General features: G+C 50.3%; 16 protein-coding genes. 3 read left to right on the top strand and 13 right to left on the bottom strand.

The features are described 5' to 3' along the window. Window positions 1-498: 498 nt before the first annotated feature. The 3 genes from M1D70_RS12475 to M1D70_RS12465 form a co-directional block, all read right to left on the bottom strand. The gene (locus M1D70_RS12475) at window positions 499-1,386 is read right to left on the bottom strand and encodes an aldo/keto reductase (protein ID WP_456289987.1); all 888 of its coding nucleotides are present in this window, start codon (window positions 1,384-1,386) and stop codon (window positions 499-501) included. Window positions 1,387-1,508: 122 nt separating this feature from the next. Then, a complete protein-coding gene (locus M1D70_RS12470; protein WP_456289986.1) occupies window positions 1,509-2,282 on the bottom strand; it encodes an SDR family NAD(P)-dependent oxidoreductase in 774 nt (257 codons plus the stop codon). 81 nt (window positions 2,283-2,363) lie between these two features. Beyond that, complete coding sequence (locus M1D70_RS12465) at window positions 2,364-2,867, bottom strand: GNAT family N-acetyltransferase (RefSeq protein WP_456289985.1); 504 nt, start codon at window positions 2,865-2,867, stop codon at window positions 2,364-2,366. A 202-nt stretch (window positions 2,868-3,069) separates the two neighbouring features. Here M1D70_RS12465 and xerS point away from each other — a divergent pair, with 202 nt between their 5' ends. Then, window positions 3,070-4,152 carry a tyrosine recombinase XerS gene (xerS, locus tag M1D70_RS12460; RefSeq protein ID WP_009589376.1) on the top strand — a complete coding sequence of 361 codons (1,083 nt, stop codon included), beginning with the start codon at window positions 3,070-3,072 and terminating at the stop codon, window positions 4,150-4,152. Window positions 4,153-4,162: 10 nt separating this feature from the next. On the opposite strand, the gene mobB is transcribed toward xerS, so the two are convergent. The 7 genes from mobB to M1D70_RS12425 all read right to left on the bottom strand — a co-directional run bounded on the left by mobB (window position 4,163) and on the right by M1D70_RS12425 (window position 9,874). Continuing rightward, a complete protein-coding gene (mobB, locus tag M1D70_RS12455; RefSeq protein ID WP_009589367.1) occupies window positions 4,163-4,666 on the bottom strand; it encodes a molybdopterin-guanine dinucleotide biosynthesis protein B in 504 nt (167 codons plus the stop codon). Beyond that, window positions 4,663-5,952, bottom strand: a complete 1,290-nt coding sequence (locus M1D70_RS12450) for a molybdopterin molybdotransferase MoeA (RefSeq protein WP_456289984.1) — start codon at window positions 5,950-5,952, stop codon at window positions 4,663-4,665. The genes mobB and M1D70_RS12450 overlap by 4 nt, the downstream gene beginning before the upstream one ends. A gap of 186 nt (window positions 5,953-6,138) precedes the next feature. Next, entirely contained in the window at window positions 6,139-6,870 is a 732-nt protein-coding gene (locus tag M1D70_RS12445; protein ID WP_009589478.1) for a DUF4247 domain-containing protein, read from the bottom strand. Between the two features lie 10 nt (window positions 6,871-6,880). After that, the gene (locus tag M1D70_RS12440) at window positions 6,881-7,387 is read right to left on the bottom strand and encodes a DUF4178 domain-containing protein (RefSeq protein ID WP_009589430.1); all 507 of its coding nucleotides are present in this window, start codon (window positions 7,385-7,387) and stop codon (window positions 6,881-6,883) included. A 31-nt stretch (window positions 7,388-7,418) separates the two neighbouring features. After that, the gene (locus M1D70_RS12435; protein WP_009589371.1) at window positions 7,419-7,823 is read right to left on the bottom strand and encodes a DUF350 domain-containing protein; all 405 of its coding nucleotides are present in this window, start codon (window positions 7,821-7,823) and stop codon (window positions 7,419-7,421) included. 197 nt (window positions 7,824-8,020) lie between these two features. Further along, complete coding sequence (locus M1D70_RS12430; protein WP_009589445.1) at window positions 8,021-8,689, bottom strand: PspA/IM30 family protein; 669 nt, start codon at window positions 8,687-8,689, stop codon at window positions 8,021-8,023. Between the two features lie 162 nt (window positions 8,690-8,851). Further along, window positions 8,852-9,874, bottom strand: coding sequence for an NADH:flavin oxidoreductase/NADH oxidase (locus M1D70_RS12425; protein ID WP_009589410.1), 1,023 nt, complete (start codon window positions 9,872-9,874; stop codon window positions 8,852-8,854). Window positions 9,875-10,040: 166 nt separating this feature from the next. On the opposite strand from M1D70_RS12425, the gene M1D70_RS12420 reads away from it, so the two are divergent. Further along, a complete protein-coding gene (locus tag M1D70_RS12420; protein WP_456289983.1) occupies window positions 10,041-10,889 on the top strand; it encodes a polysaccharide deacetylase family protein in 849 nt (282 codons plus the stop codon). An 80-nt stretch (window positions 10,890-10,969) separates the two neighbouring features. Here the strand turns inward: M1D70_RS12420 and M1D70_RS12415 are convergent, their stop codons facing one another. The 3 genes from M1D70_RS12415 to M1D70_RS12405 form a co-directional block, all read right to left on the bottom strand. Further along, window positions 10,970-11,701 carry a 3D domain-containing protein gene (locus M1D70_RS12415; protein WP_009589366.1) on the bottom strand — a complete coding sequence of 244 codons (732 nt, stop codon included), beginning with the start codon at window positions 11,699-11,701 and terminating at the stop codon, window positions 10,970-10,972. A gap of 187 nt (window positions 11,702-11,888) precedes the next feature. Further along, window positions 11,889-12,611 (bottom strand): amino acid ABC transporter ATP-binding protein, encoded by a 723-nt coding sequence (locus M1D70_RS12410; protein ID WP_009589439.1) that lies wholly within the window; start codon window positions 12,609-12,611, stop codon window positions 11,889-11,891. Next, entirely contained in the window at window positions 12,598-14,040 is a 1,443-nt protein-coding gene (locus M1D70_RS12405; protein WP_456289982.1) for an ABC transporter substrate-binding protein/permease, read from the bottom strand. Before M1D70_RS12405 ends, M1D70_RS12410 begins: the two co-directional genes overlap by 14 nt. A gap of 577 nt (window positions 14,041-14,617) precedes the next feature. Here M1D70_RS12405 and M1D70_RS12400 point away from each other — a divergent pair. Then, entirely contained in the window at window positions 14,618-16,366 is a 1,749-nt protein-coding gene (locus M1D70_RS12400; RefSeq protein ID WP_456289981.1) for an alpha-glycosidase, read from the top strand. Window positions 16,367-16,419: the final 53 nt, after the last annotated feature.

Here is a 16,419-nt window from a genome sequence, read left to right as displayed (position 1 = left end):
CACTTGCTGTCTACCAGAATTTTATTCCAAGCCCTATTGCTTTCAAAGGGGGACATTCATCTTTAGCAGGGGGAAATATTTCCATGTCAACTTTTCTTCGCACCCTAGCTCTTCTTTTTAAGCCATGTCATTGTCCTAGGTTAAAGCATAGTTAAGCGGGAACATCGGAGCGGCAAGAGTAACGTAAGTGGTTGGTTGGTATTCCTCTATTATGAATTTTTCATATGTTGAATTAATATAATTATTTACCATAGAAACGCTCATGCTCTTTTATTCAACAAAAAAAGACCCGCCACTCGCAATGGCCGGCCTTTTCCGGAAACATCATTCCACTTTGTCTTAATCGATCTGCCGAGGCGCGGCATCCGCGCTCTCATCACAGCAAAAGAGCTTGTCCAGAAATCTTGACAAGCTCTTCCGGGATACCAAAACGGTATTTAAGGCGCAAACCTCTTACTCTATTCGGTCTGAATCTCAGGTTCTAAGCAAGCCGCGATTCTACACCTTACCCACCCAGTCGGATCCGGCAACCTCTCTCCAGCGGCCGCGGATGGATTCGTAAACCTCCTCCGGCAATTTCCCTTTCTCGAGCAGTGCGGCATTTTGCCCCCAACGGTCTGGATTTGCCGTACCCACGATGGCCGTCGCTACGCCCGGCGTGCTCAGGGTGAACCGTAATGCCGTCTCAACGCCTTGCTGAACGTCAGAGAGGAAATCGTAGTTCAGCTCGCCGAGCCGAACCCAGTAAGGATAGGCATAGTCCCGTTCGCTTAATGTTTCATGCTTCCAGGCTACGTTGGCTACGGGACGTTTGGCAATAACCCCTATTCCCTGCTTCATGGCAAGCGGAATCGTGAGGTCGATTGCCTCCTGGTCCGCAATGTTCAGCGAAGTTTCAAAGCTGTCGAATGCGCCGGTTTGAAGGGCGTACAGTGCATCCGTCGAATCGCCGCTATAGCCGATATACCGCGTTTTCCCCTGCTCTTTTGCTTTTTTCAGCACCTCGATCACGGCGCCCTGCCGCAGCATTTCCTCAGAGCAGCTGTGAAGGTGAATGACATCAACGTGGTCCACCTGCAGCCGCTTCAAGCTCCGGTCAATGCTCTGCTCAAGCATTACCGGATCCCAATCCGGGTAGTCCAGTCCGGAGGCGTGCCCGCATTTCGTAAACAGATAATAATCATCCCTGCGGCCCGACAGCGCTTTGCCGATCAATTCCTCGCTGTGGCCGTAACATTCCGCGGTATCAATCATGTTAAGGCCTGCGTCAATCGCGTTGTGCAGCAGCCGGTCAACCGTCTTCTGATCCGACTTGCCGATCTCGGCTCCGCCGAATCCCAATACGCTGACCTGCATATCCGTCCGTCCAAATGTTCTACGTTCCATCGTCCTTCACTCTCCTCCCTATGATTACCATTCTTCATTACCCGATATGGATAATCTTGAAAGCTTTGTTCCGATACAATTGCCAAAGGATTCAAGCACCTGCATGCATGAAAAAAAACCTATCAAAATCCATAAATGCTAAGCCCGCCGTCAACCAGCAGCGTTTGCCCGGTCATGTAATTGGCGGCTTCGGAAGCCAGGAAAACGACGGGCCCCACCACTTCTTCCAGGTTTCCTACGCGTTTTAGCGGCGTCCGGTCCAGGATAGCCTGCATGTAAGTGTCGTCATTCAGCAGCTTCTCGGTCAGCGGCGTCCGGAAATACCAAGGCCCTACGGCGTTAACCTGGATTCCATACTGCGCCCACTCCATCGCCAGCACCTTGGTCATATGGATTAGAGCGGCCTTGGTCGATCCATAGACAACGCCCGTGCGTAGGGCGGTATGGCCGCCGACGGAAGAAATGTTGATGATTCTTCCATTCCTCTGCTCCTTCATATAACGGGCAGCGGTTTGAGATGCGACAAACGCCGATTTCAAATTGGTCTGCACGATTAAGTCCCATTCGTCATCGGTCACTTCCAGCGCCGGCGTACGAATGTTCATGCCGGCATTGTTCACTAATATATCGATTTGCCCCGCCTGGTCCACAAATTCGCGGATCGCCGCCTCCATCTCTTCCCGAATCGTAAGATCGCCCGGCAGCACATAGGCTTGACCTTTCTTCAAGCCGGCGATCAGACCCGCGGTCTCCTCCAGATCGCTTCGGGTACGGGACATCAGACCAACGTCGCATCCGGCCTCCGCCAAGCCTACGGCTATCGCGCGCCCGATTCCCCGCCCTGCCCCTGTTACAAAGGCTTTTTTTCCTTCCAGATTAAAGCTGGGCAAATACATTCGAATCCCTCCAAGTTATAGATATGCAAACAGCTCAGGTATTCAGTTGAAACACGTCATGGTTGATTTCATGTTGAATTACTAGGAATTGAAGTACTGCGAAGGATTATGACGAACCGGGTCCACGAATTCCTCATAACGCCCGCCCGTATAGGACTCGATGACTTTTCGCCAGAAAGCCTGGGCCGGTATATTGCTGCTGACCTGCGTCACCTTCCAGCGTCCCTGGAATTGATCGAACAGCCAGGTCGCGGCCCAAGTCCCCAATCCCGTACGTCTGTATTTTTGCATTACGAAAAATTCCGTCATGTAATAGTCGGCTTCCGCGGCGTTGTCCATACGCTCGATCAAGGCAAAACCGGCCGGCCGTTGATCAAACGTAATCAGAAACGGATATTTCCGTTCCCGCTTTTTCCAGAACTCATCGAGATCGGGATAGGGTAAAAACAATCCTTGATCGTTCACCGAGATATCCAGATATTTAGTAAAATCGTACAAGTACAATTGCATCAAGTTTACGATAACGGCTTGCTTCCGTTTGGGAACCAGCTCAATTCCCATGCGCTCCGCTCGTTCTGAAATCATGCTGCCGCCTCCCTAGGCATTTCACTATCATATTAAATGCTTCCCATCTTCATCATAATATCCGTCTACGTTGAAACACAAGCGGCCATCGGATCGAGGAGAACGATCGTTTGAAGCATTAAGCACGACGGACTTTCCATATGTTACACTAGTAGATAATGACAGCGATTTTCGCTATAAAGACAATCATTCGAGGTGGAACATGAATATACAAAAAGATATCGACCGCGCTAGACTCGATGAGAAAGCGCCGGCCATGCCTTGGTTTGTGCAGCAATTTATCGACTACAAACTTCCGGATCTCTCCCCCTCCACCCTGCTCGAATATGTAAGGGACTATGAAACGTTTTTCAATTGGCTCCGGTCGGAAGGGCTGTCACAAGCCGCCTCTAACCGGGACGTGACGCTGCTTGAGCTGGAGACGCTGCGCATGGACAGCATCACAGGTTACCGATTATATTTGACCACGCGCCGGGAAGGCACCAATTCCCGAATCACGGTTTCCCGCAAGCTGTCATCGCTTCGCTCCCTGTTCCATTATTTAAGCCAGATTGCGGAGGATGAGGATTTTTACCCGCTCCTTAAACGCAACATCATGGCCAAAGTGGAGATCAAACGAATTCACAAGCCCAAAGATACGGCTGCCAAGTTGAAAGGAAAAATACTGGAAGAAGAAGAGCTTCAGGATTTCATTACTTACATTCACGAAGGATACGGGCATGATGTGGAGAAGAACAAACAGGCTCTCTATGCGCATGAACAGAACAAAGTCCGAGATGCCTGCATTGCCAGCCTTATTCTAAACTCCGGTCTTCGCGTATCCGAAGTGGTCAACTTGAATCTTGCCGACATCGACCTGAACAATAAAATGCTGCATGTGTATCGTAAGGGCAATAACGATGAAACCTTTAAAACCCCGGTCTACTTCCGGGCGCAGGCCAAAGACGACCTCGAGCATTATCTGCAGCTGCGGCAGACCCGCTACAAGGTGCCGAAAAAAGAAAAAGCTCTCTTTGTCGCGCTGCGCAACGGCCAGAATGAAGGACAGCGCATGACGAAACGGGCGATTCAGGCAATGATCATCAAATACGCCAAGCGTTTTGGCAAGCCGTCCCTGACCGTGCACAAGCTGCGGCACTCGTTTGCAACGGATTACTATCTTCAAAATGACATATATAAAACGAAAGAACAATTGGGGCACGCTTCGACCGAAACGACCGAAGTGTATGCCCATTTGACGGACAAAACGATGTCCGAGGCGATTGAGCGGCGTACGGACGAGTAATTATAGTTTTTTACAGTGATAGTATAAGCGACGCAATCCGCTCCGTCTCATTCCAAGTAAACAAGGGAACCGCCAGCCGATGCTGAATCTCCTGCAGGCCGGGCGGTTCCTTTAGCATGTCGGGATTCACGACGATGCCCCGGATCTCCTCGACCTGATCCAGCAGCCCCCTGTCCTCCATTCCCCGCAGCAGTACCAGTTTCGGGTAAGGCATCGTCTTATACCCTTCGACCAGCACCATGTCATAATCAGTGTACATATGTATCAACGTATCGAGGTCCAGCTCCGTTTCCCTCAGCATGGCCGTCCGGCCCGGCGAGGCAATGGCAATCCCCTCGGCTCCGGCCTCGCGGAATTTGTACGTATCCGTCCCTTCGCGGTCCATATCAAAGCCATGCCCATCATGCTTGATGACGGCTATCCTGATGCCCTGTCGTTTCAATTGTGGAATCAGAGCCGCAATGAGCGTGGTTTTGCCGCTGTTCTTATACCCGCAGAACTGGAAGACCTTCATGACCAGACCCCTGGAAGAACGAGCACCTGCACGGCTTGGCCTTTAACCGCTCCTCTAAGCTCTGGCGGTATAACAATCAAACAGTCGCTGTCCTTGATCGTGATCATGACACTTGATTCATCCAGGGTGGCGGGCGTGGCTACAAGTTTGCCGTTTACCACTTGGAGGCTGCCCCTGACAAAACGGGTAAAATTATTCACCTTTGCATAATCCGAACCCAGCTCGGCTGTCCATTCGGTTAAATACAACTGCTCCATGCCCAGCATTTTTCGAATCGAAGGTCTGACAAACAACAGAAATCCGACAAAGCATGCCCCCGGATTACCGGAGAGCGCGAAGAGCAGCTTCCCCTCCTTCACCGCCGCGGTTGTCACGCTGCCCGGACGCATCGTAACTTTATTAAACAGCATGTCCAATCCGCCTGATGTCACCAGCTCCCCCATAATATCGTAATCGCCTACGGAGACGCCTCCTGTCGTAACCACGATGTCATAATCCCGGAGCGCTTCCTCCACCTTCTGACGGGCAAGCTCGATATGATCGGGAATGGCCTCCATGATCACCGGAACGCCGCCCGCTTCCCGAATTTGCGATGCAAGCATATAGGTGTTGCTGTTACGGATTTTACCGGGCTCAAGCGGCTCGGTTATGTCGAGCAGCTCGGTGCCCGTCGAGAAGATTCCCACGATCGGCTGACGATACACTCCAACCTTATGTATGCCAAACGTAGCCAGGACCGAAATCTCTCCCGGCCCGATGCGTGTCCCTCGGCGGAGAATCATATCGCCTTCCTGGAGTTCAAACCCGAGAGGGGTAATATTCTTTCCCTTCTCGATGGAACGCTTAAAGCCTACATAGGTTACGGCATCCTCCACGCGAAGCTCCGTCGCTTCAAGCATCACGACAGCGTCTGCGCCTTCGGGCACCTGGGCGCCCGTCATGATACGGGAAGCCTTGCCTTGTACGATCGGCACGGAGGAGACATATCCGCACGGGATATGGTCGACGACCTCAAGCCAAACCTTTTCCCCCTGATCGCATGGCGCCAAATCGGCTGACGACACCGCATAACCGTCCATGCCCGAACGGGCAAAAGCCGGGAACGGGTGAGGAGCGACGACATCGGATGCAAGCACCCGGCCATCGCTGTCCTGCAGCCGAATAAGCTCCTCCTGGCCGCAATCCGCATAAGAAGTTGCTAACGCTTGCGCGTCTGATACCTGTAGTGCACGCCGATCGAATTTATGGTTTGGTTTCTTGGGCGATATCGGTTCATGATCTTTCACAACGCATTCCTCGCTTTCTGACTATATCCCAGACTGATAATCTTACTGTACTACATTCTGAGCAATCTTCAAACCGAGCGGCTGATCTCCAAGAAATCGCTTGTACGTATCTGAAGGTTGTATATTTTCGTTTCGAAACATTAAAAAACGCATGGCCCTTAGACCATGCGCATAAAGCGAATTGTTTTACCTTCGGCCCCTTCGGGAAATCTTACCGGATCCGATCCGGGTCTTGGGCTTCTTGTACGATTTCTTCGGCGAATCGAACAAACTTCCGCCGCTTTCGCCGCGTTTGATCGAGCCGCGGTCACCGCTTGAATCCGGATTCCGTCTGAACAGGCTTCCGCCCGTGCCGACCGTATCCTGACCGCGCCGCGTAATTTTCCCGCTCCGGTCAACCGTCAACGGCGGAGCGATCTTCTTATCTTGGCTTGTCGGCTTTTTATAGTTCCCTTGAGCCGGTTTATACACATCTTTGCTGGTATAGCCGCGATAGCCCCCGCCGCCCATCGAATCAAACAAATTCCCGATAAGGACGGCGGTCAAGTATCCCTGCAGGAAACTGGAATCGTAATTGCGCTGAACATATTCCTTGGAATCGATTTCGATCAGCGTATCGGCCGGCTTCTGGGGATCCTGCTGCAAATGGTAATACTCATCGCCATACACCAAGAACATCCGCTCCGTATCCTCAGGAGACGATTGATCCGGCGTATTCGCCGCCATGAGCTCGCCCGCCACTTCGGGAACGCTTTTATCAGCTGCCCGATACACATAGGATGTTGCATTTCCGTCCCGATTGACGGACTCCAGCGGATACGTGTCCTTGATATTCGGCGCTCCGCATCCGCTTAATAAAGATACGAACAGACTCAGTACCAGTATGATTTTTACAGATAAAAAAGAGCGTTCCTTCATGCCACCACTCCTAAGTCGCCCGGATAACCCTTACGTCCCCCGGTATCACTTTCTCGCCTTCATAGAGCATAAACCGTCCATTCTGCCATTCGATTCGCAGCAGCTTGTAATCATCCGATTGGTACTGCCATACATGCTGCTCCCCGCTTTGCATAAATGCAGTACGGCCGGATATCGATACATGTCCACCGTATTCCTCTTCCAAATGAAACACATGATCGTCCAGATCGATGATGGACGGCACCTCATCCGGCGAATCCAGGCGTCCATCGATGGGCGCATAGAGTGCATATTGAACCGTCTCGCGTTCTTCGATGTGAAGATAAGCAATGGTGCTGCCATCCTGAAGCGTCAGGACGACCGCGTTGCGGCCTCGATTGTGCACGCGGCCCGTGACTTCGTAAGTAACCAGAGACACTTCGCAAATATCGCCCGGAGCCAGCTGCAGCATGCTCTTCTCTACCTTGGGCGGCTCGGGCTTGCTAAATAAATTGCTGATTCTTTTCCACATACTCATCTTTCCTAATCCCCTATCTCCATTATGCGTTCTATAAGCAAGCGGTAATAATTAACGCTCCGACCACATGCAGCGATCCTGCAAACAAACCGTAACCGGTTTTGCCCTCGCGGGTTCCCTTATCCAGGTTCAGCTTGCCGAAATTGCGCAGCATGAGCTCTGTCAACGCTTCGAGAACAAACAATATGATAAACGAAACGACCGATACCACAATCGCCTCCAGCAGGTGATAGGACGTTCCGATCGACACGGATAAAATATACCCTTGGGCGACCAGCTTGAGGATCAGCCTTGTGGTTACCGCCATGTTACCCGCTTTCACTTCTTCAAGATCGTTATATTTCGTGAACAGGGAATCCACGAACATCAATACAAACAACAGCAGCCCACCGACAGCCGTCCAAAGCAATACACGCAAGATCATATCAAAATCCATCTCTAAGCCTCCACACATTCAACATACATATCAATGCCCCGATCAGACTGCTTCAAATGAAGATAGACAACCTTAAAGGGGTAATCCCGTATATATCCGGTATCAAACAAAAGCGAAGGAGAAGCACAGTAGTATTCAGCCCTGCTGCGTCTCCCTCGCCATCGATACTATTTACCTGTCAGACCACCAGACCCGGATTACTTGTTCTCGTATTGCTTCATCAAGGCTGCAAGCTCATCCTCAACGGCTTTGTCCTTGCCGAGGTTCTCGAACTCTTCATCGAGGGATTTCTCGCGCGTCGACATTTCGTTGCTTGCTTCGGCACGCGCTTCCATGGCCAGCATCTTTTCTTCCATCCGCTTCAACCCGGCCGAAGCCGTGTCAGACCCGAAACCGTTCATTGCTTTGTTGATCTCGGTTTGCGCTTTAGCCGCATTATAACGGGCAACCAGCGTCTCGCGCTTGTTCTTCATCGCTGTAAGCTGCTTGCGCATTTCCTCCAGCTTGCCGCGCAGGTTGTCGGCTGCCAGCTTGTTCTGATCGTAGCTTGCTTTGTACTCGTCGCGCTTGGCTTCAGCTGCCTTCTTCTCTTCCAGCGCACGGCGGGCAAGCTCAACGTTTTGCGCCTGCGCTGCCGTATGAGCCTGCTGCGTGCGTTTTTCCACGAGAGCAGCTTGCTCCTCATAAAGGGCTTTGAAGCGTTTCTCGATGGCGATTTGGGCAGCTACCGCTTTCTCGGCATCCTCAAGGTCTTCGGTCATGTCGCGGATGTACTGGTCCGTCATCTTGATCGGGTCTTCAGCCTTGTCGATAATGGCGTTAATATTGGACATGGTCAAGTCACGCAATCTTTTAAATATGGACATCGTTCTCTTCCTCTCGCTTTCGCTTTAAAATACTGGTATATGTTAAATGTTTACGTTGCATGATCCCAAACGGTTTCAAAATTTTTTTAGAGGTTGTTCAAAAAGTCATCTTTGGATCACCTTATCGGTGGTGAAATCCGAATTTTGAACACGCACCGATTTTTAATATCCACGTTCATACTGCTTCGGAACTTTCTGTTCTTCATCAAGCGCTTTGGCAGCATGAACCGCCCAGTACGGATCCCGCAGCATGCCCCTTCCAATCGCCACCATATCCGCCTTGCCCGACAAAACCACCTCTTGGGCGACATTGTAATCATCAAGCAGCCCTACCGCAATCACGGGGACCTTCAGCAGTTGTTTGAACTCCGCAGCCAGATCGACCTGATAACCCGGCTTCGCTTCCGGACCGCCATTGGAACCGACGACCCCTTCTCCTCCGGAGGAGATATGAAAAATATCGACCCCGGCATCCCGGTATCGTTTGCAGATTTCCGCGCAGTACTGCACATCATAACCGCCGTCCACATATTCTTTAGCAGACACCCGCATGATGATCGGCATGCCTTCGGGCAGCACTTCCTTAACGGCCTGGACAACCCGTTCACCGAACAGAGGGAGATCTTGGCCATATTCGTCACTGCGTTGATTCGTCAGCGGCGAATGAAACTGATGGATCAGGTAACCATGCGCGCCATGAATCTCAACCGTGTCGAATCCAGCTTCAACGGCCCGGCGAGCTCCTTCCCTGAAGGCCTGAATGAGATCTTCCACTTCGGCAGTGGAGAGTGCCTTCGGCATTTTGTAATGGGAACTGAACGGGATTGCCGACGGGGCAACCGACGGCTCGGCATCCTGCGCCTTTCGGCCGGCATGGCCGAGCTGGATACCAATCTTGGTTCCATAAGAATGCACGGCTTCGACAATACGGCGATAGGCAGGAATTTGATTGTCGTCCCAGATCCCGGTATCCTGATTCGTTATGCGTCCGTCCGGGTGAACGCCTGTCATTTCCACAATAATTAAGCCAGTGCCTCCCACGGCACGGCTGACGTAATGCACAAAATGCCAATCATTCGGAATCCCGTCCCCGGCCTTTACGGAATATTGACACATCGGTGGCATAACAATGCGGTTCTTGAGGGTCAAATTCTTGAAATTGTAGGGTGTAAACAAGTCAGCCAAGCGATTATCTCCTTCCACATCCAAATGATTAAGATGTAATAAAATCTGTTAGGGGTTATTATACACCTTTCCGAGGGAAAACTAAAAACCGTCGAATTCCCATATTGAGGATAATTGTTTATCCAACTGGGCATACCATACTAAAAAGCTAAAGGGGCCGATCGTGATGTTCAAAAGATGCCGCGCAGGAATCTGCCTGCTGTGGATCCTTTCATTCTTTATCGTTGTGCCGGGCATCCCGGCAAACGCGTCCGCTTTACATAATCTGTCACAACAACCTCAGGATGCTTCCGTCATGTCGGAGTCCAGCCAAGTCATGGATCATTCGAAGCGAAATAAGAGCAAACCATCAGACGGCGCGCCGTCTTTAAGCCAATTGCTGAGAAAATACCCGGACACGTTTCGCGCAAGCGGACCACGGGTCAAACAGGTGGCGCTTACCTTTGATGATGTACCGGACCCCCGATTTACCGGAAAAGTTCTCGATGTGCTGAAAGAACAGCAGGTGAAGGCCACCTTTTTTGCAGTAGGAGACCGTGCCAAGAAACACCCTGAGCTCATGAAACGCATCCATGAAGAAGGACATGCCATTGGGAATCACTCTTACAATCACGCCCAACTGAACAAGCTGAGCCTGGAGAAATTCAAAAGCCAAATTGAGCGTACCAACACGATTTTGAAGTCGCTGACCGGCGTCCACCCGCGGCTGATCCGTCCTCCTTATGGCGATATTAATGAAGAACAGCTTCAATGGGCTCGTAAAAACGGGTACAAAGTAGTGAATTGGAATGTCGATTCCCTCGATTGGAAGGGACTGCAAAAGGAAGATGTCAAAAGCAATATTTTATCTGCGGTCGGTCCCGGCTCGATCATTCTCCAGCATGCCGGAGGCGGCGTGGGATCCAATCTATCCGGTACTATTGAAGCGCTCCCCGACATCATAGCGGAGCTGCGAAACAAGGGGTACAGCTTCGTGACGCTTCCGGATATGTTAAACGTGCCGGAATCGCGATAGTGCCTGTTTGAACGCCAAAAAGACGGCTGACTGGAAGTTGACCAGTGAAGCCGTCTTTACGATTCCTAATAATATATGAATTAATCGATAATGAACAATTTGATATCCTGGATGCCGAATTGATTTACGGATGATTGGGAGCCTGGGATGAAGATATCAATCTTATTCCCTTTTATGGCTCCGCCGATATCACGTGCTTCTGCTACAAATGCCTTTTTAGGCAGTCCTGGATGCTCATGTCCTGTTACAAGCACCTTGGTACCGAGCGGAATTACCTTGGGATCAACGGCGATGGTGCCAAGCTTAAGGGAATTCCCGAAATAATCAACCGCGCCCCAACCGCCGTTCTCGCTTGCAGCAGAGGAATACGCTGTAGCTTTAACGGACAAAGTTTTGCTGTAATTAAACGTCTTGCCCCATGCTTCGACTACGTTATTCTGCGGTATAACATTCAAGCTTGGCGTGAAACCGGAGTTTCCTGGAGCGATGGGCGCCGCGGATGCCGCCGAGTTCATCGATACCGTCCCTGGTATGTTGATTTTGAGCCCCTGGTAAATATTCGTTGCCTTAATTGTTGGGTTAGCTTTCATCAGCTTGTCCATGTTAACGCCGTACTGTTTGGACAAGAAGTAGAACGTATCGCCGTTCTTGGCAACATGCACGGAGCTTGCATGTGCTTGCAGTCCGCCTCCGGCAAAAGTCAGTCCGAGTGCCACGGCTGTAATGGTAAACCATTTGGCTGTTCTTCCAGCGATTTTATTATTTTTGTTAAGTCCACGATTTCTTGTCCAAGATTTCATTTGTTGTAACATCTAAAGATGCCTCCCTTAATATGTAGCTTGGTAAATCGGATGTAGTATGTCAACGAACATGAATATATCACAATTTTGTAACCTATACCGCAAGCAATTGTTACCAACACACAAAGAAAAACAGCGCCGCTGCCTGAAACACCAGGCTAGGCGCTGTTTTTAATTTGTTACATTCCAGATGAAAAAGTTACAACACCTTGCTTAAAAACTCTTGCGTACGGGGATGGGTCGGATTGCCGAACAGTTGGTCCGGCGTGCCTTCCTCCACGATATTGCCGCCGTCCATGAACAGGATCCGATCTCCCACTTCGCGAGCGAAGCCCATCTCATGGGTCACGATGACCATCGTCATTCCGCCTTCGGCAAGCTTCTTCATCACTTCCAAAACCTCGCCCACCATCTCGGGATCGAGCGCGGAGGTCGGCTCGTCAAACAGCATGACATGGGGTTGCATCGCGAGTGCTCGCGCAATGGCAATTCTCTGCTTCTGTCCGCCGGACAGCTGGGAAGGATAAGACTCCTTCTTGTCCTGCAGTCCAACCGATTTCAGCAGCTCGTCTGCAGTAGCCTCGGCTTCCTTCGCCGAGACCCCCTTCACCTGAATAGGAGCAAGCGTAATATTCTCGATGACCTTCTTGTGCGGAAACAGGTTAAACTGCTGAAACACCATACCCATTTTCTCGCGGGTAGCATTGATATTGTGATTCTTGGCGGTGATCAGCTCACCCTCGAACGAAATTTCGCCGCTGGTCGGCACTTCCAGCAAATTGAGACAGCGTAAAAAGGTACTTTTACCGGAGCCGCTAGGTCCGATGACAACCACCACTTCTCCTTTTGCAATCTCGATGTCAATGCCCTTCAGTATTTCCAGCTTGCCAAACGATTTATGAAGATCCTTAACGGTTATCACTTGCACTCAACTTCCTTTCCCAGACACCCAGAAGCTTCGAGAGAACGAATGTCAGAATAAAGTAGATCATGGCCGCCACAAGCAGCGGATTCAGCGGGGCAAAGGTTGAACCGCGCAAAATCTGAGCTTGGTACATAATATCGAATACACCGATGAACGATACGATGGACGATTCCTTGATAATGACAACGAATTCGTTACCGATCGCAGGGAGTACCCCTTTCAGCGCCTGCGGCAAAATGATATGACGCATCGCCTTGCCCTTCGTCATCCCGAGTGAACGGGCCGCTTCCAGCTGTCCGCGGTCTACGCCTTGAATGCCTGCCCGGAATATTTCGGCCAAATAGGCAGCGCTGTTGATGGAGAGCGTCAAAATACCCGACTGGATCGGTGAGAATTTAATATCAAACGCCGCCAAGCTGTAATGGATAATAAACAGCTGGACCAGCATCGGCGTGCCGCGGATGATTTCAATATATGCGGTAGCCAAAAACTTAAGGATTTTTACGCCGGACATCCGCATTAATGCGATAATCAATCCGAGAATGAATCCGAATAACACGCCGAGGGCCGAAATAAGCAACGTAAATTGAATCCCTTTGGCATAATAGTCGCGATATTTCCAGAAAAATTCAAAGGTATTCAGATTCTCTGCCGTTCGTCCTGCAGCCAGATCGCTGGCATCGTCGACAAATTTCTGGATCTGGTTATTTTCTTTTAAACGCTCGAGCGTAGCATTAATGCTGCCAAGCAGCTCTTCGTTTCCTTTGCGAACCCCGATGGCATATGCGTCGTTCTCCGCCGTCGGCTTGGCATCCGTGATGACCATGGTCGCTTCATTCATGTTGGTCTTTGCGATCGGATACTCCGCAAGGACGACGTCCACGCGCTCGGATTCCAGCTGCAGCAGCAAATCCGGGATTTTATCAAGCGATACTACATTGGCATTCGGTATCGTTTTTGCGATGGACTCCTGAATGGAGCTTTTCTGAACCCCGATCCGGGCTCCTTCCAGGCTTTCAAGCGTATTGAATTTCTGGGCGTCTTCCTTGCGGACGACGACCGATTGTTCCGCAGCGTAATAAGGCTCCGAGAAATCAATGCTTTTTCGGCGGTCTTCCGTTGGATTCATGCCCGATATGACGAAATCCACGCGGCCGCTCGTCAGCTCTGGCAAGAGCGCATCAAAGGACGTATCCTTGATGATGAGCTCTGCGCCAAGATCCTTGGCGATTTCCTTCGCGATATCGATATCAAATCCGACGATGGTATCCACGCCATCTATCGTTTTATGGAACTCATATGGTGCATAGTCGGCACTGGTGCCAAGAATCACCGTTTTCTTCTCGCCCTCCGCATGGACGAGGCTGCCGAAAGACAGCACGACCACCATGAACAGGGTCATCCACGCTGTAAATTTACGTTTCATACGTCTCGTTTCTCCCCTAACTATTACAAATAGATTAAATCTTTAGAAAAAAAAGCAACTGAGTCATTATAAAACAGGATGCATGAATATGCAATGAAAATTGATGGTTTTCAATTTGTAACTTACAGGCAAGATCAGCTTGTAGTATGTCATTCCACTATTTTAATACAACGGTCAAATCATCATACCCTTAGAATGATCATGTAACATATGATTCAGTCTGTGGATTATAACTAATTATTAAAATAATCAAGCGGGTTTGAATCCATTCAATCCCAATAATAATGGAAATTAATGTTTAGCTTACATCCTATCCGCAAGCTTCTCATCTCCCTACATTAAAATGTAAACACAGGACTTTAGAATTATCCAAAATAGGAATTTAAAGATATGGAATATAAGAATGGAACACTTTACGGACGATGCATAATCTATCGGCTGCCTTCCCATCTTATAGAAGCGCATGATTTCGGTCCATCTACATTGCAAGCCGCCTGTCTCATTCACCGCATGATTCAGGCAAGCCAGCAGCTGGTTATTAATTAGCTATAGCTTTACTCATATAGGAGGTGTAACCATGCTGTTAGAAGCGCTGTATCATGTTCCTAGAGATAAATGGGCTTATGCTTACGATACACATACCATTCATCTTCGGATTCGAACCAAGAAGAACGACATTGATTCAGTTGTTGCCATGACGGGCGACAAATATGATTGGGACCGTACGTACTTCGAGATCACTATGGAAAAGGCCGCCTCTGACGACATGTTTGATTACTGGGAATGCGGAGTCAGGCCCAAATACAAGAGGTTGTCATACGGATTCCGGATCCATGCGGGAGATGAAACGGTGTATATGGTGGACAGCGGAATCGGATGGGATTACCCCTATCCGCCGGCAGGCTACTTTGAATTTCCGTACATACATGAAGTCGATGTATTCAAAGTACCGGAATGGGCCAAAGAAGCCGTATTCTATCAAATCATGACGGAACGCTTTGCCAACGGGAACCCGGCCATCAGTCCTGACGGAACCGATGCCTGGGGCGGCAAGCCGGAGGTGGACAATTTCTTCGGCGGTGACCTGCAGGGCGTGCTGGATCATCTGGATGATCTGGTTGACCTGGGCATTAACGCCATTTATTTTACCCCCCTCTTCCTCTCTCCCTCCAATCATAAATACGACACGGTAGATTATAAGCAGGTGGATCCGCACTTTGGCGATAATGATCTGTTGAAAAAGGTAGTCGATACCTGCCACGCGAAAGGCATTCGGGTGATTCTGGATGCGGTATTTAATCACTGCAGCGAGGAGTTCCCGCCCTTTCAGGACGTCCTGAAGCATGGCGAGAAGTCCAAATATGCCGGGTGGTTTCATGTGAACCGGTTTCCTTGCGAGATCAAGGACGGCATACCGACATACGACACCTTCGGCTTCTTCGGAAACATGCCGAAATTCAATACCGCCAATCCCGAAGTCAAGGCGTATTTACTGGGCGTCGCCGAGTATTGGATTAAGGAGATCAAGCTTGACGGCTGGCGCCTGGATGTTGCGAATGAAATCGACCATCATTTCTGGCGGGATTTCAGACAGGTTGTCAAGAAGGCGAACCCCGAGGCTTACATCGTGGGCGAGGTTTGGTCCGACTCGTTGATCTGGCTGCAAGGCGACCAGTTCGATTCCGTGATGAATTACCCTTTTGCCGATAAGGTGCTGGAGTTTTTCAACGGCAATATGGACGGGCTCACCTTCGCTAACCGTATCGGCTCGATCCTGATGCGTTATCCGCAGCAGACCAACGAAGTGGTCTTCAACCTGCTTTGCAGCCACGATACGCCCAGGCTGCTTACGCGCGTGGGAGAAGATATCCGGCGCATGAAACTCACCGTCGTATTCCTGTTCACCTTCATGGGCACGCCGTGCATCTTTTACGGGGATGAAATCGGCTTGACCGGGGATGGAGACCCGGATTGCCGCAAATGCATGGAATGGGATCCCAAGAAGCGAAACCAGGAGCTGTATGCATTTTATCAAGGCATGATCGCGCTGCGGAAAGAGCATAAGGCCTTGCGGCAAGGTCGCTTCCGCTTCTTGCAGGCGAATCTTCATGATCCTTGCATCGTGTACGAACGTGCCGACGAAACCATGCATTTTATCGTCTGGATCAACAACAGCGACTCGAAGCGTACCCTATCTCATCCCATCGTCACGACCGATTGGATCGATGCCGAAACCGAAGAGCCTGTAAAACCGGTAAACGGTACGATGCATATCGATTTGGAACCGTACGCGTATCGCATTTTATGCCGGGAATTGAAACATTAGCTTCGATCATATTCAGACAGCACAGGGGTGCCCGGATAGCTTGTTATTCCTAA

The organism is Paenibacillus sp. AK002 (genome assembly GCF_053903045.1).
This window is presented reverse-complemented; position numbering and strand designations above follow the sequence as displayed.